We start from the raw sequence: 22,621 nt of genomic DNA, 5'->3' as shown, positions 1-22,621 counted from the left end.
CGATCGCAGCCCGACCAGCCGCTCCGCCGTTCGCAGCGCCGCCGACGTCATGATGTCCAGGTTCCCCGCGTACGCCGGCAGATAATGGCCCGCGCCGGAGACCTCCAGGAACACCGACACCTGCAACCCGCTCAGGCGCCGACCCAACGACGGCACGTACGCATCGACGCGGTCGAACTGCACGTCCTGCTTCAGGCGGTACCCCGGCACGTACTCCTGCACCGCCGCCACCATCTGCGCCACCGATGCGGCGATCGCCGCCCGGTCGGCGTCGGCGTCCTCGCACAGGCAGTACACGGTGTCGCGCATCAACAGCGGCGGATCCGCCGGGTTCAACACGATGATCGCCTTACCGCGCTGCGCGCCGCCGACCACCTCGATCGCCCGCGCCGTGGTCTCCGTGAACTCGTCGATGTTCGCCCGCGTCCCCGGCCCCGCCGACTTGGAAGCGATGGAGGCGACGATCTCGCCGTACACCACCGGCGTGACCCGACCGACGGCCGCGACGATCGGCACGGTCGCCTGCCCACCACACGTCACCATGTTCACGTTGCGCTGGTGCAGGTGCTCGTCCAGGTTCACCGGCGGCACCACGTACGGACCGACCGCCGCCGGCGTCAGGTCCACCACCAGCCGACCATGCGCCGCCAACACCGCGTCGTTACGCCGATGCGCGCCCGCCGACGTGGCATCGAACACCAACTCCACCTCGGCGAACTCCGGCATCCCGACGAGGCCGTCGACACCCTCGGCGGTCGTCGCCACACCCAACCGCCGGGCCCGCGCCAACCCGTCCGACTCTGGGTCGATGCCGACCATCGCCACCATCCGCAACGACTCCGACAACCGCAATACCTTGATCATCAGATCGGTGCCGATGTTGCCCGACCCGATTACCGCCACACCAACACTCACGACGCCTCCCCCTCACCGAAGACCGCGACGGTCGCCGGGCCATACCGCGCATGCACCACCGCGAAGACCGCCACCGCACTCACGACGCCTCCCCCCAGAAGCAGGTACGCACCAAACCCAGCCCCGAGATGCGCGCCTCGTACGCCGCACCGGGCGTCACCGGCACCATCGGGCCGAGCGCCCCGGACAGCACCACGTCGCCCGCGCGCAGCGGGTCACCCGAGCGGGCCATCGTCTGCGCCAACCACTGCACCGCGTGCAACGGGTTGCCCAGGCAGGCCGCGCCCGCCCCCACCGACACCGGCTCACCGGCGTGCTCCAGGACCATCCCGCACAACCGCAGATCCACGTCCGCCAGCCGACGCGGCGTCGTACCGAGCACGAACAGGCCGCTGGAGGCGTTGTCCGCCACCGTATCCACGATCGAGATGTCCCAGCCCGCCACCCGCGAATCCACGATCTCGATCGCCGGCAACACGTGATCCACCGCCCGGATCACGTCCGCGCTGGTGATCCGCTCGTCGGGCAGGTCCGCACCGAGCACGAACGCGACCTCCGCCTCCACCCGAGGCTGCAACAGCCGGCCCATCGGCACCTCCGCGCCGTCCGGCACCGCCATGTCATCCAGCAGCACCCCGAAGTCCGGCTGGAACACACCGAAGCTCTCCTGCACCGCCCGCGACGTCAACCCGACCTTCGCACCCACCCGCCGATGACCGGCGTCCAGCCACCGCCGGACCTGGAGCTGCTGCACGAGGTACGCCGTGTCGACGTCGCCCTCCGGCAGGAGCCGCCCGCGCAGCGGCGGGCAGGGCGTGCCGGACTCCCGTGCCTGGAGCAGCTCGCCGGCCGCCAACTCGATGGCGGTCATGTCAGGTCCACGCAGACGTTCGTCAGCTCGGAATAGAAATCGAGGGAGTGCACGCCGCCCTCACGCCCGATACCCGACGCCTTCACCCCACCGAACGGCGTCCGCAGATCCCGCAGGAACCACGTGTTCACCCACACGATCCCCGCGTCCAACCGCATACCGGCCCGATGCGCCCGACCCACGTCCCGCGTCCACACCGCCGCCGCCAACCCGTACTCCGTGCCGTTGGCCAGCGCGAACGCCTCGTCCTCGTCATCGAACGGGGCGACATGCACCACCGGCCCGAAGATCTCCTCACGATTGGTCCGCGCATCCGCAGCAAGCCCCGTCAACACCGTCGGCTGTACATAAGCGCCACCATCACGAGCGTCACCGAACGCCGGCACACCACCCCCGGCCAACACCTGCGCGCCCTCGGTACGGGCAAGGTCGTAATAGCCGAGCACCTTGTCCCGATGCTGACGCGAAATCAACGGCATGTTCACTGTCGCCTCGTCGGCGGGCCACCCGAACCGCAACCCCGCGGCCTCCCGCGCAAGCCGCGCCGTGAACTCCTCGAACACCGGCCGCTGCACGTAGATCCGCTCCGTGCAAAGGCACACCTGACCACCATTGGTGAAACTCGACCGCACCGAACCCGCCACCGCCGCGTCGAGGTCGGCGTCGGCGAACACCAGACCGGCGTTCTTGCCACCCAACTCGAACGACACCGGCCTCACCCCGTCAGCCGCCGCCCGCATGATCGTGCTCCCGGTCGCCGACTCGCCGGTGAACGTGATCGCATCGACGTCCGGATGCCGGGTCAGGAACTCCCCCGCCGAATCCGGGCCGAACCCGTGCACCAGGTTGAACCCACCCTCCGGCACCCCGGCAGCGGCCATCACCTCCGCCAACAGCGTCGCCGACGCCGGCGTCTCCTCACTGGGCTTCACGATCACGGCATTGCCGCACGCCAACGCCGGAGCGACCTTCCAGGTGAGCAGCAGCAGCGGCAGGTTCCACGGCACGATCACCGCCACCACCCCGACCGGCTTACGCACGGCGTAGTTCAGCGCCCGCCCACCCGACGGCGTGACCGTCGTGAACGACTCCGTCGGCGCCGTCGCCACGATCTCCGCGAACGCCCGGAAATTCGCCGCACCACGCGGAATGTCCAACGTGCGCGCCTGCGAGATCGACTTACCCGTATCCGCCACCTCAGCGGTCACCAGATCATCGAAACGGCGCTCCAACTCGTCAGCCACCCGACGCAACACCTCCGCGCGTTCCCGCTCCCCCATCCGACCCCACGGCCCCCGCAGCGCCGCCCGTGCGGCGGCGACCGCGTCGTCCACGCACGCCCGATCCGCCTCCACCACCTCGAACACCGACTCACCCGTCACCGGACTGCGCTTGACGAACCGCCGCCCACCCTCGACGAACTCACCACCGACGAAGTTGCGCAGGGTCGGCGGGTCGGCGCTCGGGTGGCCGTCGCGCAGGCTCACCGGCCAGGATGACTCGGGCATGGTCGGGTGTCCCTTCCGGTTCAGGTGGTGGGGTCGGTCCGCTCGCTGCCGGGGTCGGCGACGAGCGCGACCACGGCGGCGTCCACGGTGGGTTGGCCGGTCACGGCCGCGGCGGCCTCGTCGGTGACGACCAGGACGGTGGTGCCGACGCCGACGTTCAGGGGGTCGACGGCGACGAGGTCGGGCCCGTCTCCGCGCGGCCGGACCAGGACGAGCCGCCTGCCCTGCAACGCCGGCAGGATGCGGTCGGCCCACACCTTGCCGACGACCTCACCGAGCACCATCGGTTTCTCCCCGCAGGCCGGCGATGACCTCGCGGATGCGGGCCGGTTCGGGCGCGTCCAGCAGGGCCGCCGTGGTCGGGTGGGGCTTCGGGTAGACCTGGGAGCTGCGCAGCTCGCCGTGGGCGCGGATGGCGGCTTCTCCGGCGGAGACGGCCTGGCGTACGGCGGCGAGGGTGCCCCGGACGGCGACCGCGAGGTAGCCGCTGGTGACCCGTTCCACGGCCACGCACCGGACGTCGGCGGTCTTGATCATGGCTTCGATCCCCGCCGAGAGCGCCACCAGGCCGCGTGTCTCGACGATTCCGATCGCGATGTCGGAGGACATGTCTGATTCTCCTTACCCGGTTGTCAGTTGCCGACGAGGTCAGGCTCGGCGGCCAGCGCGCTCACCGCGTCGCAGGGGCTGGCGAAGACGATCGAGCGCACCGAGCGGCTGCGCGTCCGGGCGGTCTCCTCGCCGATGTCCACCGCCTCCTCGACGGTGGCGAGGTCGCCGCGCACGGCGACCGCGACGATGCCGCCGCCGAGGCGTACGACCTTCGTCACCTCGACCTCGGTGGCCTTAACCATCGCGTCGACGGCGTCGAAGATGGGGGTGAAACCCTCGGCTTCGACGAAGCCCACGGCCACGTTTCGCATGTCTGCTCCTTGCTCTGGTTGCGGGTCGGCTTCGGTCAGGGACGCTCGGGCAGGTTCCAGGACAGGACGGCGGCGCCGGTGCCCCAGATCGGGCCGTACGAGTGCAGCTGCGCGGGGCCGCTCGCGGCGCCGGTCCCGGCGGCGAACGCGAGGGCGCGGAACTGGCTGTCCGCCTGCGCCTGCCGGGCGTAGTCCTCGCGGATCGCGAGCGCCTCGTCGACCTTGCCGGCGGTGAGCAGGTCGAGTACGCGGGTGTTCCACTGCTCGTGCGCGGGCGCGCCGATGTGGTCCTGCCCGGGCTCGATCCACTGCTGGATCAGCCCGGAGGACAGGCCGCTGACCACGACGACGGCGGCGCGTAGGCCGGCGTCGCGGGCGGCGGCGGCACCGGCCCGGCCGACGTCGGCGAGGGTGTCGGCGTCGGCGTACAGGTTGCAGGAGACCTGCGCCCAGCGCAGCTTGCGCTCCGGGTCGAGCAGCGCCGAGGTGACGATGGTGCCGGCGTCGATCGGGAATCCCTCGTAGCGGGTGCGGCGCGCCTGCTTGCCGTCGGCCCGCACCCGATCGGCCCACCGCTCACTGAACTCCACGTCGAAGCGCAGGTCGTAGCGGAGCAGGCCGTAGTCGTAGGCGTACCAGTTCTCGTCGACGTGTTCGCCGCGCGGGTTGGGGTCGCACTGGAACTGGTGGCCGAGGACGGTGAACCACTGGGTGGACAGCAGCAGGACGACGTCGGGCTCCAGCCGGCGCAGCCGTTCGCCCACGTCGCGCGCGGCCGAGGCCAGCGCTTTCCAGCTCGGTGCGGGTTCCTTCGCGAGCAGGTGGGGCATGCCGGGCAGGAGTGCGCCGGCGACGATTCCGGTCCGGTCAGCCATGGGGGCTCCCCTCGGGCAGCCACTCGACGACGGCGTTTCCGGTGCCGATGATCGTGCCGTAGCCGAGCACGTCACCGGCGACCTTGGGCCAGCCCATCGCGGCGAGCAGCCAGGTGAGGCTGCCGGCCTTCGTCTCCGACGCGGTGGCCTCGATGTGTTCGGTGATGAGTTCCCGCAGCGGGGCGGTCGGCCCCCGGCGGATCGCTTCGAGCAGCTTCATGTCCCACCGGTACTGGTGGTTGTTGTACGGGTGTTCGCGTTCCATGTCCTCCGGCAGCTCCGGCTCCTCGTGCCAGTGCAGGTGCGACAGGGAGTTGGAGGCGACCAGCACGGCGCGGCGGCCGGTGGCCTCGACGGCGCGGCGGGTGGCCTCGCCGAGCACCTCCATCTCCTCCAGGGACGCGTCGGAGTAGAAGTACGGGTTGTTGTTCGCCGACAGGGAGACCACGGGGATGTCCCAGGCGGGGTTGACCAGGTGCAGCGCGCCGATGGTGGCGTAGTCGACGCGTACCCGGGGGTCGCGCATCGCGCGGGTGACCAGGCCGAGGCCGCTGGCCTCCTCGACGATGGCCTCGCCGAGTTCGACGTCGCTACGGAAGTCGTACCGGTACCGGAAGAGGTGCGGGAAGATCGGCTCGACGGAGATGCCGCGCGGGTTGGGCACGCAGTTGACGTGGTGGCCGACCATCGTGATCCAGTGCGGGGCGTGCACGATCAGCACGTCGGGTCGGTGCACCTCCTGGATGCGCCGGCGCAGCCGCTCGTAGGCCCAGCGCAGCGTCTCCCAGCCGCCGGTGGAACGGGGTTCGTTCTGCGGCGGGTTCTCGGCGTAGATCAGGTGGGGCGGATGCGGGCTGAGGCAGCCGGCGACGATGCCGGCCCGGGCGGGCGCGGCCTGCGGGGCCGGGGCGCTGCCGGCGCCGGTGCCGCGAACGGCGCGGGGGTTGGTGGTCGCCACCGGCACCCGGAAGACCCGGCTCACGACCGTCCCTCCCCCGCGAGGACGCGCACGTACGCGCGGTGCGCGGCGGTGGCGCCGAGGATCTGCATCCCGTCGTCGTCGAGGGCGATCTCGTCGGCGGCGAGCGCGGCGTCGTGGCGCAGCCAGGCCCGCAGGGGCGCCGGGTGTACGCCGTGCAGCTCGACGAGGCTCTCCTCGGCCAGGCCGCTGCCGGGTGCGACGTAGGCCAGCCGGCGTTGGCCGCGCCGCCCGGTGTAGGCGGGCCGGTCGGTGGTGGCGAGGCGCAGCCAGTTCCGCTCGTCCCGCAGCCGCTGGCGCAGTTCGGCGGTGGCGGCGGGGTCGGCCTCGCCGGCGTCGTCGAGGACCACGCCGTAGCGCTGGCGGGCCTCGTCGCCGGTCAGGTAGTCCTGGCGGACGTCCTCGGCGACGGCGTCGGGCGCCCGGTCCAGGGGGTCGCCCCAGCCGCCGCCTCCGGCGGACTCCATGATCAGCACGTCCCCGGCCCGCATGGGGAAGCCGGCGATCTTGCCGGGGGTGTCGAAGTCGACCCGTCGGCCGTCGGCGCGGCGCAGGTGGGTGACCGTCGGGGCGCCGGGGCCGCCGTGGCGCAGCCCGTACGGGGGGACGGTGGTGCGGTCGGTCTGCACCGAGTACGACCCGCCGCTGGCCAGCAGCCGGGTCTCCCGTCGGCTGCCGAGGCCGCCCCGGTGGGTACCGTCTCCGCAGGAGCCGGCGCGCAGTTCGCACGCCTCGACCAGGATCGGGATCTCGGTCTCCAGCCGTTCGACGGACTGGATGGTGGAGATGTCGCCGAGGTCGACCGGGTTCATCGCGCTGGGGCCGTCGGATTCGAGGAACCCGCCGTTGCCGCCGGCCGGGTAGTCGTAGTAGAGGTAGGGCTGACCGGTGTGCTCGTCCACGCCGCCGATGAGGTTCTGGAAGGTGGTGCCGAACTGGTCGGCGGCGATGAGGTCGGGCGCCACCTGGCTCAACGCGGCCATCACCGCGGAGATGACCCGCTTGCGGACCTCGCTGTGGGCGTTGGCCGGGGCCGGGTAGCTGACGTGCACCACCGTGCCGGGTTCGGTGAGCACCCGCAGGGGCCGGAACGCGCCGTGGTTGACCAGGCCGCCGGGGTCGAGGGCGGACTTGACCGCGATGAACACCCCGGCGACGGTCATCGCCCGCGACGAGTTGACCACGGCGGCGACCTGGGTGGAGGAGCCCCGGAAGTCGGCTTCGATCTCGTCGCCGTCGACGGTCAGCCGGCAGCGCACGATCGCGGCGTCGTAGTCGCCGTCGGTGTAGAGGTCGAGGTAGTCCTCGTAGCGGTAGGTGCCGTCGGGCAGCGACCGGATCATGTCGCGCAGCCGCTGCTCGGTGCGGTCCATGTTGGCCGCGACGCAGTCGAGGATCAGCCCGGTGCCCCAGCGGTCGACGAGTTCCCGCAGCCGGCGCTGCGCCGTGTGGCAGGCGGCGATGCTGGACTCGAGGTCGCCGCGGCGCTCCTCGGCCATCCGGACGTTGGCGAAGAGGATGTCGAAGGCGGCCCGGTTGGGTCGGCCCGCCTCGATCAGCCTGATCGGCGGTATCCGCAGCCCCTCCTGGAGGATCTCGGTGGCCTGGCCGGACACGCTGCCCGGGGTCATGCCGCCGATGTCGGCCCAGTGCATCCGGACGCAGGGGAAGAGGAACATCTGCCCGTCGACGAAGACCGGGCTGATCAGGGTGACGTCGTTGAGGTGGCTGCCGCCCCGGTACGGGTCGTTGACGATGTAGAGGTCGCCGGGGCGCATCTCGGCGGCGAAGTCGGCGAAGATCTCGGCCACCGAGGCGGGCATGGCGATGACGTGTCCCGGCATGTCGCGGCCCTGGGCGACCATCTGCCCGGAGGGGTCGAACAGCGCGCAGGAGAAGTCCTGGGCGTCGGCGATCACCGGCGAGTGCGCGGTACGGAAGATCGTCTGCCGCATCTCGCGGACGATCGAGATGAGACTCTCGGTGACGACTTCCAGGTCGATCGGATTCACGGTCATGCGGATGCCTCACTGATTCCGGTGTCGGTCCGTGTCTTCCGCCGGAGGGGACCTGGACTGGTCGGGGCGAGTGGACCACCGTGCATTGGACCATCATGTGGTCCTAGAGTTATATTATGAAACCTAGCAGCCGGAAAGGCAGGGAAGCAAGATGTCGTACGCCACTGACCCGACGCCCGACGAGGGCGCCGCCCCCCGCGAGTCGGGCACCCAGGCGCTGGACCGCGCCCTGGGCGTCCTGCTGGCCTTCCGGGGTGACGCCGTCGAGCGCAAGGTCAGCGACGTCAGCCGCGAACTGGGCCTGCACAAGTCCACGGCCAGCCGGCTGTTCCGCGCGCTGGCCGACGCCGGCTTCCTGCAACGCAACGAGGAGAACGGCACCTACCGCCTCGGCGTCGCGGTCTTCGAGCTGGGCGCCCGCTTCCTCGCCGGGATCGACCTGCACGCGCTGGCCCGGCCCCTGCTGCACCAGCTCGCCGAGCGGGAGGGCGAGAGCGTCAACCTCGCCGTCCTGGAGGGCTCCGACGCCATCTCGCTCTACGTCGTGCAGGGCACCCGCAACGTGCAGCTCGTCTCCCGCCTCGGCCGGCGCATCCCCCTGTGGTGCAGCGCGGCCGGCAAGGCCCTGCTCGTCGACCACGACGACGACGCCCTGCGCGCCCTGCTCGCCACCGTGCCGTTCACGGCGATGACCAGCAACACCATCACCGACCTGGACACCTTCGTGGCGCACATGGCCACCGTGCGGCGGCAGGGCTGGGCGCTCAACGACCAGGAGAGCGAACACGGGCTGCGGGTGGTGGCCGCCCCCGTACGCGACCGGCACGACCGGGTGGCCGCCGCGATCAGCATCTCCGGGCCGATCTTCCGCCTGGACGACACCCGCACCCGGGAGCTGGCCGACGCCGCCTGCCGTACCGCCGCCGAGCTGTCCCGCCAGCTCGGCCACGGCTTCGGCGACCGGTGGGGCGACTGAGCGCGCCACCCACGAACCGGTCACCACGGGCCCCCGCCGTCGCGCCGGCACCGCGTCAGGTGCCGGCGGCGGCGCGGTGGGGCGTACGCCCTCAGAACCGCTCCTGGGTGACCTCGGGCAGGACCCGCACGTGCAGCACCGCCGGCCCGGTCACCGGCAGCGCCGCGTCGAGGGCCGCCTCGGCGCTCGCCTCGTCGGTGACCGTCCAGGCCGGTACGCCCAGGGACCGGGCCACCGCCGCCAGGTCCCGGGCCGGGAACCGGGCCAGCGCCGGGTCGACCCCGCGCGGGGCGAACTTGCGCACCTCCGCGCCGTAGCCGCCGTCGTCGAGGACCACCAGCAGTACCGGCGCACCGACCCGGGCCAGCGTGTCCAGCTCACCGAGGCCGGTGAGCAGGCTGCCGTCGCCCTCGAAGGCGACCACCGGCCGGTCCGGTCGGCCCACCCCGGCCCCGACGGCGTACGGCAGGCCGACGCCGATGCTGCCGAACTCCCAGGGCGCGATGAACGCGCGGTCCACGGCGGACGAGTCGAGCAGCAGGTTCGGCCAGCCCCCGAACTGCCCCACGCCCACCACGGTGGTGCGCCGGGCGGGCAGCCGCCGGGCGCAGATCCGCATGAACGCCCGGGGGTCGATGCCCGCCGCGCCCTCGACGAACGCGATGCCGTCGAACGGGTCGGCCGCGGCGATCTGCGCGGCCAGGGCGGGACTGCGCCACTGCGGGCGCTCGAGCGGGTCGAGCCGGGCCGTCACGGCCCGCGCGGTGACCGCCGCGTCCCCGACGATCCCCAGGTCGACGGGCCACCGCGCGCCCAGCGCCCGCGCGTCGACGTCGACCGCGACCACCCGCGCCCCGGGGAAGAGCGCGCCGTGGTCGGCCGTCCACCGGTTGAGTCCCGCCCCGAGGGTGACCACCAGGTCCGCCTCGGCCAGCACCCGCCGGGTCAGCGGGCGGGCCAGTCCCCCGGCCACCCCCAGGTGGTACGGGTGGCCGGCGAAGAGCCCGGCGGCCAGCACGGTGGTGGCGAGCACCGCGCCGCACCAGTCGGCGAGCCGGCGTACGTCGTCGGCCGCCGCCTCGGCGCCCCGCCCGGCCAGCAGCACCGGGCGGCGGGCGGCGGCCAGCAGGCCGACCAGCTCGGCGACCGCCGCGTCGGTCGGCGCCGGCGACGCGGGCCGGTACGCGACGACGGCCGGCGCGGGCACGGCCCCGGCGGGCACCGGCTCGTCCTGGAGGTCGATGGGGACGTCGAGGACGACCGGGCCGGGCCGTTCGGCGGCGGCGCGGAACGCCAGGCCGACGTCGCGGGCGGCGGTGGCCGGCGCCACCACGGGCACGAACGCCCCGGCGGTGGCCAGCGCGAACGGCTGCTGCGGGAAGCTCTGCACGTGCAGCGGGTCGCCGGGCGGGGTGTCGCCGGCGATCAGGACCAGCGGCGTGCCGGCCTGCCGGGCGATGGTCAGCGCGGCGCCGGCGACCGCCAGGCCGGGGCCCTGGGTCACGGTGACGACGCCGCACCGGCCGGTGGCGCGGGCCCAGCCGTCGGCCATCATCACCGCGGCGTTCTCGTTGCGGGCCGCCACGAAGCGGACGCCGTGGCGCTGGACCAGGTCCGCGACCAGGAACATGTTGGCGTCGCCGAGCAGCCCGAAGATGGTGTCGACCCCGTGCGCCACGATGGCGTCGGCGATCGCCTCGCCGGCCCTCACCGGGGATCCCGGGCGAGGTAGTCGCCGGCGGGGCGCAGCGCGACGCTCAGCGCGCCGAGGTAGGAGTCGTTGGCGGCGGCCTCGAACCGGGGCCCGGCCAGGCGGGCCGCCCGTTTGGTCATCGACCGCCCGACGGCGGAGGTGGCCAGCAGCCGCTCGGCGAGCCCGGTCGCGGCGTCGGCGAGCCGCCCCGGCTCCACCACCTCGGTCACCAGCCGCAGGTCGCGCAGCTCGTCGGCGGGGATCCGGTCGCCCAGCAGCAGCCAGCGCTTGGCCAGGTCGGCGCCGACGAGGTCGGCGAGGATCGCCATGCCGCTCCAGGTCAGCGGGATGCCGAAGCCCACCTCCGGGAAGGTCGCGAAGCAGGTGTCGGCGGCCACCCGCAGGTCGCTGGCCAGGCCGAGCACCGCCCCGGAGCCGATGGCCGGGCCGTTCAACGCCGCGACGGTGCTCTGCTCCAGCCGGTACCAGCGTTCGACCAGCTCGGCGGTGCGGCGCTGGACGGACATCGTGGCCCGGGCGTCGAGGGTCGCCAGCTCGTGCAGGTCGGTGCCGGCGCAGAACGCGGTGCCCGCGCCGGTGAGCAGGACGACCTCGGTCCCGTCGTCGCGCGACAGCTCGTGCAGCACGTCCTCGAAGCGGGCGAGCATCGCCAGGTCGAAGCTGTTGCGCCGGGCGGGCCGGTTCAGCGTCACCCGGGCGAGTCGGCCGTCGCGGTGCAGCAGCACGGACTCCTCGGCGCGGTGTGCGTCGGTCATGGCGACTCCGAGTTCAGTAGGGCGCGGTCGACCAGCGCGGCGGCGTGGCCGACGTACGACAGCGGGTCCAGCAGGCCGGCGAGTTCCGCCGTGGGCAGGGCGGCGGCCACCTCGGCGTCGGCGCGCAGCGCCTCGGCGAACGGGCGGCCCTGCTCCAGGCTGTCGCGGACGATCCGCATGACCAGGTGGTGGGCCTGCTCCCGGCCGAGCGGGCCGGCCAGGCGCAGCATCACCGCCTCGGAGAGCACGAGCCCGCCGGTGAGGTCGAGGTTGGCGCGCATCCGGTCGGGGTTGACGCCGAGGTCGTTGAAGACGTCGACCAGCCGCTGCAACGCGCCGCCCAGCAGGATGAAGCACTCCGGCAGCAGCTTCCACAGCGTCATCCCGACGCCCATGTCCCGGTCGTCCTGGGCGACCATGGTCTGCAACGCCAGAGGCACCTGGGCCCGCAGGGTGCCGGCGGCGGCGATCACCGCCTCGCAGCGGATCGGGTTGCGCTTGTGGGGCATCGTGCTGCTGCCGACCTGGGTGGACCGCTGCGACTCGTACGCCTCGCCGACCTCGGTGCGGCCGAGGAAGTAGACCTCCCGGGCCAGCTTCTCGGCGCTGGCCGCGACGAGGCCGAAGACCATCAGGCACTCGGCGAAGCGGTCCTGGGTGGCGTGCCACGGGGTGGCGGCGACGCCGAGCCCCAGGTCGGCGGCGACGGCCTGCTCCAGTGCGAACGCCTGCGGGCCGTAGCCGGCCATCGTGCCGGCCGCGCCGCCCATGCTCGTCACCAGCAGCCGCTGGCGCAGTTGCCGCAGCCGGACGCGGTGGCGTTGCAGCTCGTCCTGCCACACCGCGCAGCGCAGGCCGAAGGTGGTCGGCAGCGCCTGCTGCCCGTGGGTGCGGGCGGCCATCGGGGTGGCGCGGTGGCGCAGCGCCAGCCGGCGCAGCGCGCGGACCAGCTCGTCGACCTGCCGCTGCACGATGTCCAGTCCGTCGCGGGCCCGCAGGACGAAGCCGGTGTCCATCACGTCCTGGGTGGTGGCGCCGAGGTGGACGTAGCGGCCGGCGTCGCCGGGGCAGGCGGCGGTGAGCGCGCGCACCAGCGGCACGAGGGGGTGCACGGTGTCGGCGGCGTCGGCGGCGAGCACCGCCGTGTCGAGCCGCTCGACGCGGGCGGCCTCGGTGATGGCCTGCGCGGCGGCGGACGGGATGACGCCCAGTTTCGCCTGGCCCCGGGCGAGGGCGGCCTCGACGTCGAGCCACGACTGCATGAGCTGCCGGTCGTTGAAGACCCCGCGCATCTCGGCGTTGCCGAAGAAGCTGGTGACGGTCAGCGAGTCCAGGAAACACGAGCCGAGCTGCATCAGCGTTCCTCCCCCGGAGCGACGAGCAGGTCCCGCGCGGCCCGCCGGTCGACCTTCCCCGACGGCAGCAGCGGCAGGTCGGCGACCGTACGGATCAGGGTCGGCACCTTGTGCCGGGCCAGCCGTTCCGTGGCGGCCCGGGTGAGCCGGTCGACGTCGCAGCGCCCACCGGGGACGGTCACGACCAGGGCCGCGACCTCCTCCCCCCAGCGCGGCGACGGCACGCCGAGGACGCACACCCGGGCCACGGCCGGGTCGTCGGCGAGCACGGCCTCGACCTCGGCGGGGTGCACGTTCTCGCCGCCACGGATGATCAGTTCCTTGATCCGGCCGGCCAGGGTGAGGACCCGGTCGCCGGTCAGCGCGCCAAGGTCGCCGGTGCGCAGCCAGCCGTCGCTGGTGATCGCGGCGGCGGTGGTGAACGGGTCGTCGGCGTAGCCGCGGGTGACCGATTCTCCGCGTACCAGCAGCTCACCGACCTGCCCGGCGGGCATCGGGGCACGGGTGGCGGGGTCGACCACGGTGGCCTCAAGGGCCGGCAGGACGCGTCCGACGGTGTGCCCGGGCGGCCCCCAGCTTCCGTCGCCGGGGTCCAGGCTGATCGTCGGGCCGGCCTCGGTCTGGCCGTAGACGACCGCCACCCGGTCGAGTCCGAGGACCCGGCGGGTGCGGGTGAGCAGCGCCGGGGTGCAGGTGGCGCCGCCGAGGAAGCCGACCCGCAACGACGACAGGTCCCAGCGTCCGGGGTCACGCTCGACGTGGTCGGCGAGCATCGACGCCATGGTGGGTACGGCCTGCACCACCGTGCACGCGTGCCGCTCGATCTGGTCGAGCACCGGCTCGGTGCGGAACCTGCGGGTGGAGACCCACAGCGCGCCGGTCACCAGCGCCAGCATCGCCCCGCTGCCGAGCCCCGCCGCGTGGGCCAGCGGCAGCGGCGAGGCGATCCGGTCGTCGGGGCGCAGCCGGGCCGCCTCGGCCGTCCAGACCGCGTTGGTCAGCAGGTTGGCCGCACTCAGCGACACCATCTTGGCCGGGCCGGTGGAGCCGGAGGTGAACTGGATGTTGCAGGCGGCGTCCGGATCGCCGACGGGCGGCGGGACCGGGTCGTCCCAGCCGGGCAGCCCCGCCAGCGCCGCCGCGCCCAGGTCCGCGCCGAGGACGTGCCAGCCGTCCGGGCGCTCGCCCGGCGGCAGCCCCGCCAGGGCCCGGGTGACGGTGGGCGGGCCGGGCCGGTCGCGGACCCGCTCGGCGGCGAAGAGCCGCCGTGGTCGGGCGCGGGCCAGCGCCGAGGTCAGCTCGGGCCCGGTGAGGCCGGGGTGCAGGGTGGTCAGGGCGGCGCCCCGCCAGGCCGCGGCGGCCAGCAGCACCAGCCAGGCCAGCCCGTTCTCGGCCCAGACCGCGATCCGGTCGCCACGGCCGACGCCCTGGGCCGCCAGGACGGCCGCCGCCCGGCCGGCGAGGTCGGCGAACTCCCCCGTCGTCACGGGCCGGTCCGGGTCGTCGAAGACGTACAGGGCGCGGTCCGGCTGCCGGGCGGCGCGCTCCAGCACGGTGAGGTCGAGCGCTGGCGGGATCACGGGTCACTCCTTGGTCAGCAGCAGGTTTCCGTGGTCGTCGACCGTGGCGCTCCAGCCGCCGCCGACGACGGTGGTGCTGCCGTTCTCCCGTACGACGGCGGGGCCGGCCACGACGGAGTCGGGGCCCAGGTCGGCGCGGCGCCACACACTGGCCTCGACCCAGCCGCCCGTGCGGTAGAGGCGGGTCGTGCCGGGCTGCGCCGGGCCGCCGGCCGGGGCGGCGAAGCGCACGGCCGGGCGGGGCCCGAACGCGGTGAGCCGGCAGTTGACGATCTCGGCGGGGTGGTCGGAGCGGGTGTAGGCGTAGCGCTCGGCGTAGGCGGCGTGGAAGGCCGCCACCAGCTCGTCGGCCGTGGCCGGCAGCTCGGGCAGGGCGACGGCGAGGTCGAAGCTCTGCCCCCGGAACCGCATGCCGACCGAGAGGCCGAAGCTGACCTGGTCCGGCTCGACGCCGTCCTCGGCCTTGAGCTGGGCCAGGGCGCCGTCGCGCAGGTCGGCCAGGGCCGCCCGGGCGGCAGCCAGGCCGTCGTCGTCGGCCGGCACCAGGACGGTACGCACGTAGTCGTGGCGGGCCTGGGCGGTGACGAAGCCGAGCGCGGAGAAGTTGCCCGGCACCGGCGGTACGAGGACCCGGCGGATGCCGAGTTCATCGGCGAGGTCGGTGGCGTGCATCGGGCCGGCGCCGCCGAAGGGCATCAGCACGAAGTCGCGCGGGTCGTGTCCGCACGCCACGGAGATCTCCTTGATGGCGCTGGTCATCTTGACCGTGGCGAGCGTCAGGATGCCGCGCGCCAGCTCCAGCTCGTCGAGGCCGAACGTGCCGGCCAGCCCGGCCAGGGCGGCGCGGGCGGCGTCGGGGTCCAGGGGCACCTCCCCGCCCAGGCGATCGCTCGGGTCGAGGTGGCCGACGAGCAGGTGCGCGTCGGTGGTGGTCGGCTCGGTGCCGCCCCGGCCGTAGGCGGCCGGGCCGGGGGTGGAGCCGGCGCTGCGCGGCCCGACGCGCAGTTCCCCGCCCAGGTCGCGCCAGGCGATCGAGCCGCCGCCTGCGCCGATGGTGTTGATCTCGACCTGGAAGGTGCGGTTCGGGTAGCCGGCGATCTTCCCGTCGTTGGTCATCAACGGGGTGCCGTTCTTGATCAGGCAGACGTCCGTGCTGGTGCCGCCGATGTCGCAGGTGATGACGTTCGGATAGCCGGCGAGCGAGGCCAGGTGGACGCTGGCGGCGACCCCGCCGGCGGGCCCGGAGAGGGCCAGGTTGATCGGCAGCCGCCCGGCCTCGTCGGTGGAGACGACACCGCCGCTGCTCGTCATGATCGACAGGGGGTGGGCGTATCCGCCGTCGGCGAGGGCGTCACCGAGCCCGCGCAGGTAGTCGGCGACGGTCGCCCGCACGCTCGCGTTGAGCACGGTGGTGGCGAAGCGCTCGTACTCGCCCTGCTCCGGCACCACGTCGGAGGAGACGGTGCAGACCAGGCCGGGGTGCCGCTCCGCCAGCCGCCGCGCCGCGGCCCGCTCGTGCGCGGGATTGCGGTACGAGTGCAGCAGGCAGACCGCCACCGCCCGGGGCCCGGCGGCGGCCACCCGGTCGAGTGCCTCGTCCAGCTCGTCGGCGTCAAGCGGCCGTACGACGCTGCCGTCGGCGGCGATGCGCTCGCGCAGCACGTGCCGGTGCCGGCGCGCGACGAGCGGCGGCCGGGCGCTCTCCTTGACGCTGTAGAGGCGGGGCCGGTGCCCGAGGCCCATCTCCAGCACGTCCCGGAAGCCCTCGGTCGCCAGTACGGCCACCGGCTCGCCGGAGCCTTCGAGCAGCGCGTTGGTGACCCGGGTGGTGCCGTGCACGAACCGGTCGACGGTGTCCAGGCTGACGCCGAGCTTGGCGAGGCCCTCGAAGATCGCCGCCGCGGGGTCGTGCGGGGTGGAGAGGGTCTTGGCCTCGGCGAGCCGGGCGGTGGCCGGCTCGTAGACGATGACGTCGGTGAAGGTGCCACCGATGTCGACGCCGATGCAGAGCATGGCGAGCCTTTCGGGTAGGGGTGGATGGCGTCGGCGACTAGAACGTCACGCCGTAGCGGCGCAGGGTCCGTCCCGTGACCAGCCGCAGGATCCAGTCGAAGAGGTAGCCGAGCAGGCCCAGGGCGATGATGCCCACGAAGACCCACTCGGTCTTGGCGTAGTTGCGGGCCGTCCAGATCAGCGAGCCAAGGCCGCTCTGGGCGGCGACGATCTCGGCGGAGACGATCGTCAGGAACGAGTTGCCCATCGCCAGCCGGGCCCCGGTGACCACGTGCGGCACCGTCGACGGCAGCACGACCGAGACCAGGCTGCGTACGGGGCCGGCGCCGAGGGCGCGGGCCGCGCGCATCCGGATCTCGTTGACCGACAGCACCCCGGCCAGGGTGTTGAGGGCGACGATGAAGACGGTGGTGTAGAAGATCAGCGCCACCTTCGACGCCTCCCCCGGCCCGAGCCAGATGATCGCCAGGGTGACGAAGGCGATCGGCGGCACGAAGCGGAAGAATTGGATGTACGGGTCGAGCATCAGCCGCAGCCAGGGGATGCAGCCCATCAGCAGACCCATCGGTACGCCGACGAGCACGCCGAGCAGCCAGCCGGTGAGGATGCGGGTCGAGGACGCGCTGACCGAGTCCCACAGGGTTCCGTCGCGGACGAGTTCGACCGCGCCGTCGAGGGTGAGCCGTGGCGAGGGCAGGAAGAAGGCGGTGTAGTTGCGGCTGACCAGGTCCCAGATCAGCACGCCGAGCAGCACCGACAGGACCGACAGCCCGATGCGGGTCAGCCGGGGCCAGCGGTTGCGGCGGGGGCCGGTCGGCGCCGCCGCCCTGGTGCGGTCGGGGACCGTGGGTGCCTCGACGGTCATCGTCCCTCCGTCCGCTCGGCCCGGCCGCCGCCGGGTCGGCCGTCGTGGCCGTCGTCGAGCCCCTGGGCGCGCAGCGTCCGGGCCACCTCGGCGCCGATGTCCTCGCGCAGCTCGCGGAAGAGCGCCGCGCAGGCCGGGTCGGTCAGGTCGCGGGGCCGGGGCAGGTCGCAGCGGTAGTCCTTCTTGATCGCCGCCGACGGCCCCGCGGTCATCGTGACGATCCGGTCGCCGAGCAGGATGGCCTCGCCGATGTCGTGGGTGACGAAGACGATCGTGGCGCCGGTCTCGCGCCAGATCCGGTCGAGTTCGACCTGCATCACCAGCCGGGTCTGGGCGTCCAGGGCGCCGAACGGCTCGTCCATCAGCACGACCGAGGGGTCGTTGGCCAGGACCCGGGCCAGCTGGGCCCGTTGGCGCATGCCGCCGGAGAGCTGTTCGGGGAACCGCTCGGCGCTGTGTGCGAGGCCGACCATCGCCAGGTAGCGGTCGACGACCGCGTCGCGCCGGGCCTTCGGCACGCCGCGCATCTGCGGTCCGAAGGCGACGTTCTGGCGTACGGTCAGCCAGGGGAACAGCGCCTCGGCGCTCTGGAAGACCACGCCCCGCGACACGTCCGGCCCGGTCACCGGCTCGCCGCCGCAGGTCACCTCGCCGGCCGCCGGGCGGACGAACCCGGCGACCGCGTTGAGCAGCGTGGACTTGCCGCAGCCGCTCGGGCCGAGCAGGCAGACGAGCTCACCGGCACCGATGTCGAGGCTCGCGCCGCTGACGGCCACGAACTCGCCGAAGCGGATGTCGACGTCGCGGATGCGGATCGGGGAGCCGGCGCGGCTGGCGGGCAGCCCGGCGGAGGTGGCGGGGGCGGTGCCGTCGACTGTCACGCCACCCCCTTGACCATGACGGTCGCCGGGTCCGCCTTCTGGGTGACGATCTTGCTGTCCTGCTGGAACTGGGCGATCTCGCCGTAGCGCTTGAGGTCGTCGTCGGTGAAGTCGCGGACCTGGCACTGGACGCCCTCGAGCAGCGTCTGGGCTTCCTTCGCCGGCACCTTGATGGCCTTCTCGGTGACCGTGCCCGCCTTGGCGGGGTCCTTGGTGAGCTGCTCGCACGCCTGGGCGATGGTCTGCACGACCTTCTTGGCGGTCTCCTTGTTGGCCTCGTACCAGGCGCCGTCGACGCCGATCACCAGGTTGTAGACGTAGCCGATGTCGCCGCTGGTCAGCAGGACCTTGCCGCCGTTGGCGACGCCGCGCGAGGGCCACGGCTCCCACATGATGTAGCCGTCCACGTCGCCGCGTTGCAGCAGGGCCGGCATCTCGGCGGGCGAGGCGTTGACGAACTCGACGGACTCCCGGCTGATGCCGCGCGCCGCGAGGACCTTGTTGGTGGCGTACTCGTTGACCGTGCCGGGGACGACGCCGTACTTCTTGATGCCGGCCACGTCGGCGACGCCGGAGCGCGCCACGAGCTTGATGAAGCTGGGCGACTGCGAGAAGACGGCCAGGCCCTTGATGTCGCCCCGGGTGGCCCGGTTGAGCAGGCTCGACTCGGTGCTCGCGGTGACCTGGCCCTGCTTGGCCAGGATCGCGTCGAGGCCACCGGTGCCCTCCTGGAACTGGGTGACGGTGACGTTCAGGCCGTTGGCCTGGAACAGCTTCTCCTGGTCGGCGAGGTAGATCGGGGAGTACGCCGGGTCGACGCCCACACCGAAGTTGACCGCCACCGAAGGGGCCGCCTCGCCGCCACCGGACTCGGTCGGGGTCTGGTTCTCCGCGCATGCCGCAACGGCGGCGGTCACCAGCAGGGCTGCTACCGCAGCTCGCAATGCTCGCATTCTCATGGCTACCCCAGATACCTAGCGGCTCATATTATGGTTACCGTTGCTTAATATGGGACGCTACTGCTGGGCGGTGGGCACAGTCAAGAGATTCGACCTCACCTTCCTGCAACAGACAGTAGCCGTCGGCGATCGACGGTCGGCGGATCGAATCTGCGGCCACAAACCGGGAGTCCGATGAACACGCTGGACAAACGGGCCGATGCCGGTCGCCCCGAGCCGGCACCCGCCGCGGGGGCGATGACGTCGACCACTCTGCGTAGTCGCGCGTATGGCCCAGGCGGTCGAGGTGCCGCCGGCGGACGACCGAACCGCGGCCGGGCGGCGAAGCGCGAGGCGCGCGGGGGCGGTCGGGCGGGGGCGCGCCGATGAGCACACCGGGAAGAGGCGGCCCGCTGCCGGCGCTCGTCGGCCTGCGTACGTCGTCGCGTCGGGCCTGGACCTCCACCGAGACGATCCTCTACGCCCTCGGGGTCGGGGCGGGGCAGCGCGACCCGGCCACGGAACTCCGCTTCACCACCGAGAACTCGACCGGCCACCCGCAGCGGGTGCTGCCGACCTTCGCCAGCGTCCTCGCCGCCGACCCGCCGCCCCTGGGCGACCCCACCGCCGTCCGGCACGCGGAGGAGGCGCTCACCCTGTTCCGCCCGCTGCCGCCGGCCGGGCAGGTGCACACCACCGCCACCGTGACCGCGCTGCACGACCAGGGCAGCGGCGCGCTGGTCCAGCAGGTCTCCCGGCTGCGCGACCCGGCGGGCACGACGGTGGCCGTCGTACGCCGGTCCATGTTCGTCATCGGCGCCGGCGGCTTCGGCGGCAGCCGCGCCCGGGCCACCCCCTGGCGCGCGCCGACCGGCCCGCCCGCGCACCGGATCGTCGCCGCCGTCCGCCCGGACCAGGCGCTGCTCTACCGGCTCAGCGGCGACCGCAACCCGCTGCACTCCGATCCGGTCGTCGCCGGTCGCGCCGGGCTGCCCCGCCCGATCCTGCACGGCCTGTGCACCTTCGGCTTCGCCGGCCGGCTCCTGCTGCCCCTCGTCGGCGACGACCCGACCCGCGTACGGCACGTCCGGGCCCGCTTCAACGCGCCGCTGCACGCTGGCGACACCCTGACGGTGCACGCCTGGCGGCGCCCGTACGGCATGCTCTTCCGCGTCGGCGACGGGGCGGGACGGATCGTCCTGGACCGGGGCGTGCTGGCCCTCGCCGCCCGGTGACCGGCCCGCCGTGCTGGCCGAACGGCGCGCGGACCGGGACGTTCAGCGGCGGCCCGCTGGCCGATCAGTTCACGGACGGTAACCGCATCGGTGCGAGGTGTCGGGTTCGCGTCGCAACCCGGTCGGGTCCCCGCTAGAGGGCGCTGACCTGCGGGCGGAGGGTGTGGGCAGCCGACTTTCCACTCCGAGACGAGGTAGTCATGCCCGTGACTCCGAGCTATCCCGGCGTCTACATCGAGGAAGCCCCGAGCGGCGTCCGACCCGTCATCGGCGTGGCGACCGGGGTGGCCGCCTTCGTCGGATACGTCCGCACCGGCCCGGAGCACCGCGCCGTCCGGGTGAACAGCTTCGGCGAGTTCGAGCGCCGCTTCGGCGGCGTCGACCGCGACTCCGAACTCAGCCTGGCCGTGCAGCAGTTCTTCCGCAACGGCGGCTCCGCCGCGCTCGTCGTACGGGTGCCCCGCGCCGACGCCCGCCCCGCCTCGGTCACCCTGCTCGACAAGGTGGGCGCCGGTCCGAAGTCGGCGCTGGTGCTGGACGCCGCGAGCACCGGCAGCTGGGGCAGCGCGCTGCTGATCGACGTCGACCACGACGACGCGGCCGACCCGAAGACGTTCAACCTCAGCGTCCAGGACCCGGCGACCGGCGCGAGCGAGCGCTTCACCGGGCTGTCGTCCGACCCGGCGAGCGCCGCGTACGCCGTCGCCGCGCTCAACGACCCCGACCGTGGCTCCTCGCTCGTGCGGGCCCGGGCCGGGGCGAGCGGCGCGGGCCGGCCGGTGCCCAGCGGCACCCTCGGCGCGGCCATCGGCGCGCCGACGGTGGACGCCGCGAAGAACTACCGGCTCACCGTGCAGCCGGACCGGCCCACCAAGCCGGACCCGGCGGACCCCACCAAGACCGTCCCGGCCGTCGCCGCCGTGACCGTGACGGCGCTGGAGAAGGGCGAGCGGCTGCCGTCCTCGCCCGCCGGCGTGGCCGCGCTGCTGCAACGGAAGATCAACACCGCGCTCGGGGCCGCCGACGGGGCCGCCGGGCTGCGGGTGCGGGTGCTGCCCACCGCCGACGGCGGGCTGCGCGTCCTCGGCGACGTGGACCCGCTGGTGGCCCCGGCGGCCGTCGACGCGGCCTTCACCGTCACGGGCGCGACCGCCTCCGGCGACGTGGCCGACGGCGCGGCCCTGCTCGGCCTGGGCGGCGCCACCACGAACGTCGGCCGGTACACCCCCGTCGGCGCCAAGCGGCTCGGCCAGGGCGACCTGGTCACCGGCTCGGACGGCACGCTTCTGCCCGGCGCCGCCGCGCTGATCGGCTCCGAGGCCGCCTACACCGGCATCTACGCCCTGCTCAGGACCGACCTGTTCAACCTGCTCTGCATCCCCGACGCGACCCGCGCCAAGCCCGGCGACCCGGGGGCCGTCGACACCGGGGTGGACCCGGACGCGGTCTGGGCCGCCGCGTACGAGCTGTGCGCCCGGCGTCGGGCGATGCTGCTGGTCGACCCGCCGCCCGGGGTGGACGACCCCGACCGCGCGCTGGACTGGATCAACCAGCTCGGCGTCAAGGGACCCAACGCCGTGGCGCACTTCCCCCGGCTGCGGATCCCCGACCCGACCGACGGGTTCCGGCCCCGTACGGTCGCCCCCGGCGGCACCCTAGCCGGCCTGTACGCCCGCCAGGACACCGAGCGCGGCGTGTGGAAGGCCCCGGCCGGCACGGAGGCGCAGCTGCGCGGGGTGACCAACCTGGTCCACCCGCTCACCGACGCCGAGAACGGCGTGCTCAACCCGCTCGGGCTCAACTGCCTGCGGACGTTCCCGGTCGTCGGCACCGTCAACTGGGGGGCCCGCACCACCGCCGGCGCGGACGTGCTGGCCAGCCAGTGGAAGTACACGCCGGTGCGCCGGCTCGCGCTCTACATCGAGGAGAGCGTCTTCCGGGGCACCCAGTGGGCCGTCTTCGAGCCCAACGACGAGCCGCTCTGGGCCCAGCTGCGGCTGAACCTGACGTCGTTCATGCAGGACCTGTTCCGCAAGGGCGCGTTCGCCGGGCGTACCCCGCGCGAGGCGTACCTGGTGCGGTGCGACGCGGAGACCACCACCGGCGACGACCGGGACCGGGGCGTGGTGAACGTCGTCGTCGGGTTCGCCCCCCTCAAACCCGCCGAATTCGTGATCGTGCGGATCCAGCAGCTCGCCGGCCAGAGCCCGTCCTGAGAGG

At 73.5% G+C, this 22,621-nt stretch carries 19 protein-coding genes and 1 pseudogene; 3 read left to right on the top strand and 17 right to left on the bottom strand.

Going from position 1 to position 22,621, the window contains the following annotated elements:
* From ACTMS2_RS24985 to ACTMS2_RS24945, 9 genes and pseudogenes are all read right to left on the bottom strand, one after another.
* A pseudogene (locus ACTMS2_RS24985) lies at nt 1-915 on the bottom strand (acetaldehyde dehydrogenase (acetylating)); the annotation flags it as partial.
* Between the two features lie 79 nt (nt 916-994).
* Entirely contained in the window at nt 995-1,786 is a 792-nt protein-coding gene (locus tag ACTMS2_RS24980) for a 2-keto-4-pentenoate hydratase (protein WP_441177565.1), read from the bottom strand.
* Nucleotides 1,783-3,294, bottom strand: a complete 1,512-nt coding sequence (locus ACTMS2_RS24975; RefSeq protein WP_441177564.1) for a 2-hydroxymuconic semialdehyde dehydrogenase — start codon at nt 3,292-3,294, stop codon at nt 1,783-1,785. Before ACTMS2_RS24975 ends, ACTMS2_RS24980 begins: the two co-directional genes overlap by 4 nt.
* Before the next feature lie 20 nt (nt 3,295-3,314).
* Nucleotides 3,315-3,578: a EutN/CcmL family microcompartment protein gene (locus ACTMS2_RS24970; protein WP_366642263.1), complete on the bottom strand. Its 264-nt coding sequence runs from the start codon at nt 3,576-3,578 to the stop codon at nt 3,315-3,317.
* Nucleotides 3,565-3,903, bottom strand: coding sequence for a BMC domain-containing protein (locus ACTMS2_RS24965; protein ID WP_089000517.1), 339 nt, complete (start codon nt 3,901-3,903; stop codon nt 3,565-3,567). The genes ACTMS2_RS24970 and ACTMS2_RS24965 overlap by 14 nt, the downstream gene beginning before the upstream one ends.
* 23 nt (nt 3,904-3,926) lie before the next feature.
* Nucleotides 3,927-4,217 (bottom strand): BMC domain-containing protein, encoded by a 291-nt coding sequence (locus ACTMS2_RS24960; protein ID WP_089000518.1) that lies wholly within the window; start codon nt 4,215-4,217, stop codon nt 3,927-3,929.
* A gap of 35 nt (nt 4,218-4,252) precedes the next feature.
* Nucleotides 4,253-5,092 carry a 2-amino-5-chlorophenol 1,6-dioxygenase subunit alpha gene (locus ACTMS2_RS24955; protein WP_441177563.1) on the bottom strand — a complete coding sequence of 280 codons (840 nt, stop codon included), beginning with the start codon at nt 5,090-5,092 and terminating at the stop codon, nt 4,253-4,255.
* Nucleotides 5,085-6,074 carry a tRNA U-34 5-methylaminomethyl-2-thiouridine biosynthesis protein gene (locus ACTMS2_RS24950; RefSeq protein ID WP_441177562.1) on the bottom strand — a complete coding sequence of 330 codons (990 nt, stop codon included), beginning with the start codon at nt 6,072-6,074 and terminating at the stop codon, nt 5,085-5,087. The genes ACTMS2_RS24955 and ACTMS2_RS24950 overlap by 8 nt, the downstream gene beginning before the upstream one ends.
* Nucleotides 6,071-8,089: a hydantoinase B/oxoprolinase family protein gene (locus ACTMS2_RS24945; protein ID WP_441177561.1), complete on the bottom strand. Its 2,019-nt coding sequence runs from the start codon at nt 8,087-8,089 to the stop codon at nt 6,071-6,073. The genes ACTMS2_RS24950 and ACTMS2_RS24945 overlap by 4 nt, the downstream gene beginning before the upstream one ends.
* A 151-nt stretch (nt 8,090-8,240) precedes the next feature.
* On the opposite strand from ACTMS2_RS24945, the gene ACTMS2_RS24940 reads away from it, so the two are divergent.
* Nucleotides 8,241-9,065, top strand: coding sequence for an IclR family transcriptional regulator (locus ACTMS2_RS24940; RefSeq protein WP_441177560.1), 825 nt, complete (start codon nt 8,241-8,243; stop codon nt 9,063-9,065).
* A 91-nt stretch (nt 9,066-9,156) separates the two neighbouring features.
* On the opposite strand, the gene ACTMS2_RS24935 is transcribed toward ACTMS2_RS24940, so the two are convergent.
* From ACTMS2_RS24935 to ACTMS2_RS24900, 8 genes are read right to left on the bottom strand one after another with little or no spacing between them, the layout of a single operon-like run.
* Nucleotides 9,157-10,776 carry a thiamine pyrophosphate-binding protein gene (locus ACTMS2_RS24935; RefSeq protein ID WP_441177559.1) on the bottom strand — a complete coding sequence of 540 codons (1,620 nt, stop codon included), beginning with the start codon at nt 10,774-10,776 and terminating at the stop codon, nt 9,157-9,159.
* Nucleotides 10,773-11,534 carry an enoyl-CoA hydratase/isomerase family protein gene (locus ACTMS2_RS24930; RefSeq protein WP_441177558.1) on the bottom strand — a complete coding sequence of 254 codons (762 nt, stop codon included), beginning with the start codon at nt 11,532-11,534 and terminating at the stop codon, nt 10,773-10,775. The genes ACTMS2_RS24935 and ACTMS2_RS24930 overlap by 4 nt, the downstream gene beginning before the upstream one ends.
* Complete coding sequence (gene purB / locus ACTMS2_RS24925) at nt 11,531-12,889, bottom strand: adenylosuccinate lyase (RefSeq protein WP_441177557.1); 1,359 nt, start codon at nt 12,887-12,889, stop codon at nt 11,531-11,533. Before purB ends, ACTMS2_RS24930 begins: the two co-directional genes overlap by 4 nt.
* A complete protein-coding gene (locus ACTMS2_RS24920) occupies nt 12,889-14,469 on the bottom strand; it encodes a class I adenylate-forming enzyme family protein (protein WP_441177556.1) in 1,581 nt (526 codons plus the stop codon). The genes purB and ACTMS2_RS24920 overlap by 1 nt, the downstream gene beginning before the upstream one ends.
* 3 nt (nt 14,470-14,472) lie before the next feature.
* Nucleotides 14,473-16,482: a hydantoinase/oxoprolinase family protein gene (locus ACTMS2_RS24915; protein WP_441177555.1), complete on the bottom strand. Its 2,010-nt coding sequence runs from the start codon at nt 16,480-16,482 to the stop codon at nt 14,473-14,475.
* A 37-nt stretch (nt 16,483-16,519) separates the two neighbouring features.
* A complete protein-coding gene (locus ACTMS2_RS24910; protein ID WP_363904844.1) occupies nt 16,520-17,347 on the bottom strand; it encodes an ABC transporter permease in 828 nt (275 codons plus the stop codon).
* Entirely contained in the window at nt 17,344-18,228 is an 885-nt protein-coding gene (locus ACTMS2_RS24905) for an ABC transporter ATP-binding protein (RefSeq protein ID WP_441177554.1), read from the bottom strand. The genes ACTMS2_RS24910 and ACTMS2_RS24905 overlap by 4 nt, the downstream gene beginning before the upstream one ends.
* Nucleotides 18,225-19,181, bottom strand: a complete 957-nt coding sequence (locus ACTMS2_RS24900) for an ABC transporter substrate-binding protein (protein ID WP_441177606.1) — start codon at nt 19,179-19,181, stop codon at nt 18,225-18,227. The genes ACTMS2_RS24905 and ACTMS2_RS24900 overlap by 4 nt, the downstream gene beginning before the upstream one ends.
* Nucleotides 19,182-19,552: 371 nt before the next feature.
* Here ACTMS2_RS24900 and ACTMS2_RS24895 point away from each other — a divergent pair, with 371 nt between their 5' ends.
* Complete coding sequence (locus ACTMS2_RS24895; RefSeq protein ID WP_441177553.1) at nt 19,553-20,401, top strand: MaoC/PaaZ C-terminal domain-containing protein; 849 nt, start codon at nt 19,553-19,555, stop codon at nt 20,399-20,401.
* 200 nt (nt 20,402-20,601) lie between these two features.
* Nucleotides 20,602-22,617 (top strand): phage tail sheath family protein, encoded by a 2,016-nt coding sequence (locus ACTMS2_RS24890; protein ID WP_441177552.1) that lies wholly within the window; start codon nt 20,602-20,604, stop codon nt 22,615-22,617.
* The last annotated feature ends 4 nt before the right edge of the window (nt 22,618-22,621 follow it).

The sequence above is a fragment of the Micromonospora sp. SD12 genome, assembly GCF_052068495.1.
Taxonomy (GTDB): domain Bacteria; phylum Actinomycetota; class Actinomycetes; order Mycobacteriales; family Micromonosporaceae; genus Micromonospora; species Micromonospora echinofusca.
The sequence above is the reverse complement of the archived record's forward strand: the minus strand, read 5'-3'. Positions and strand labels throughout refer to the sequence as shown.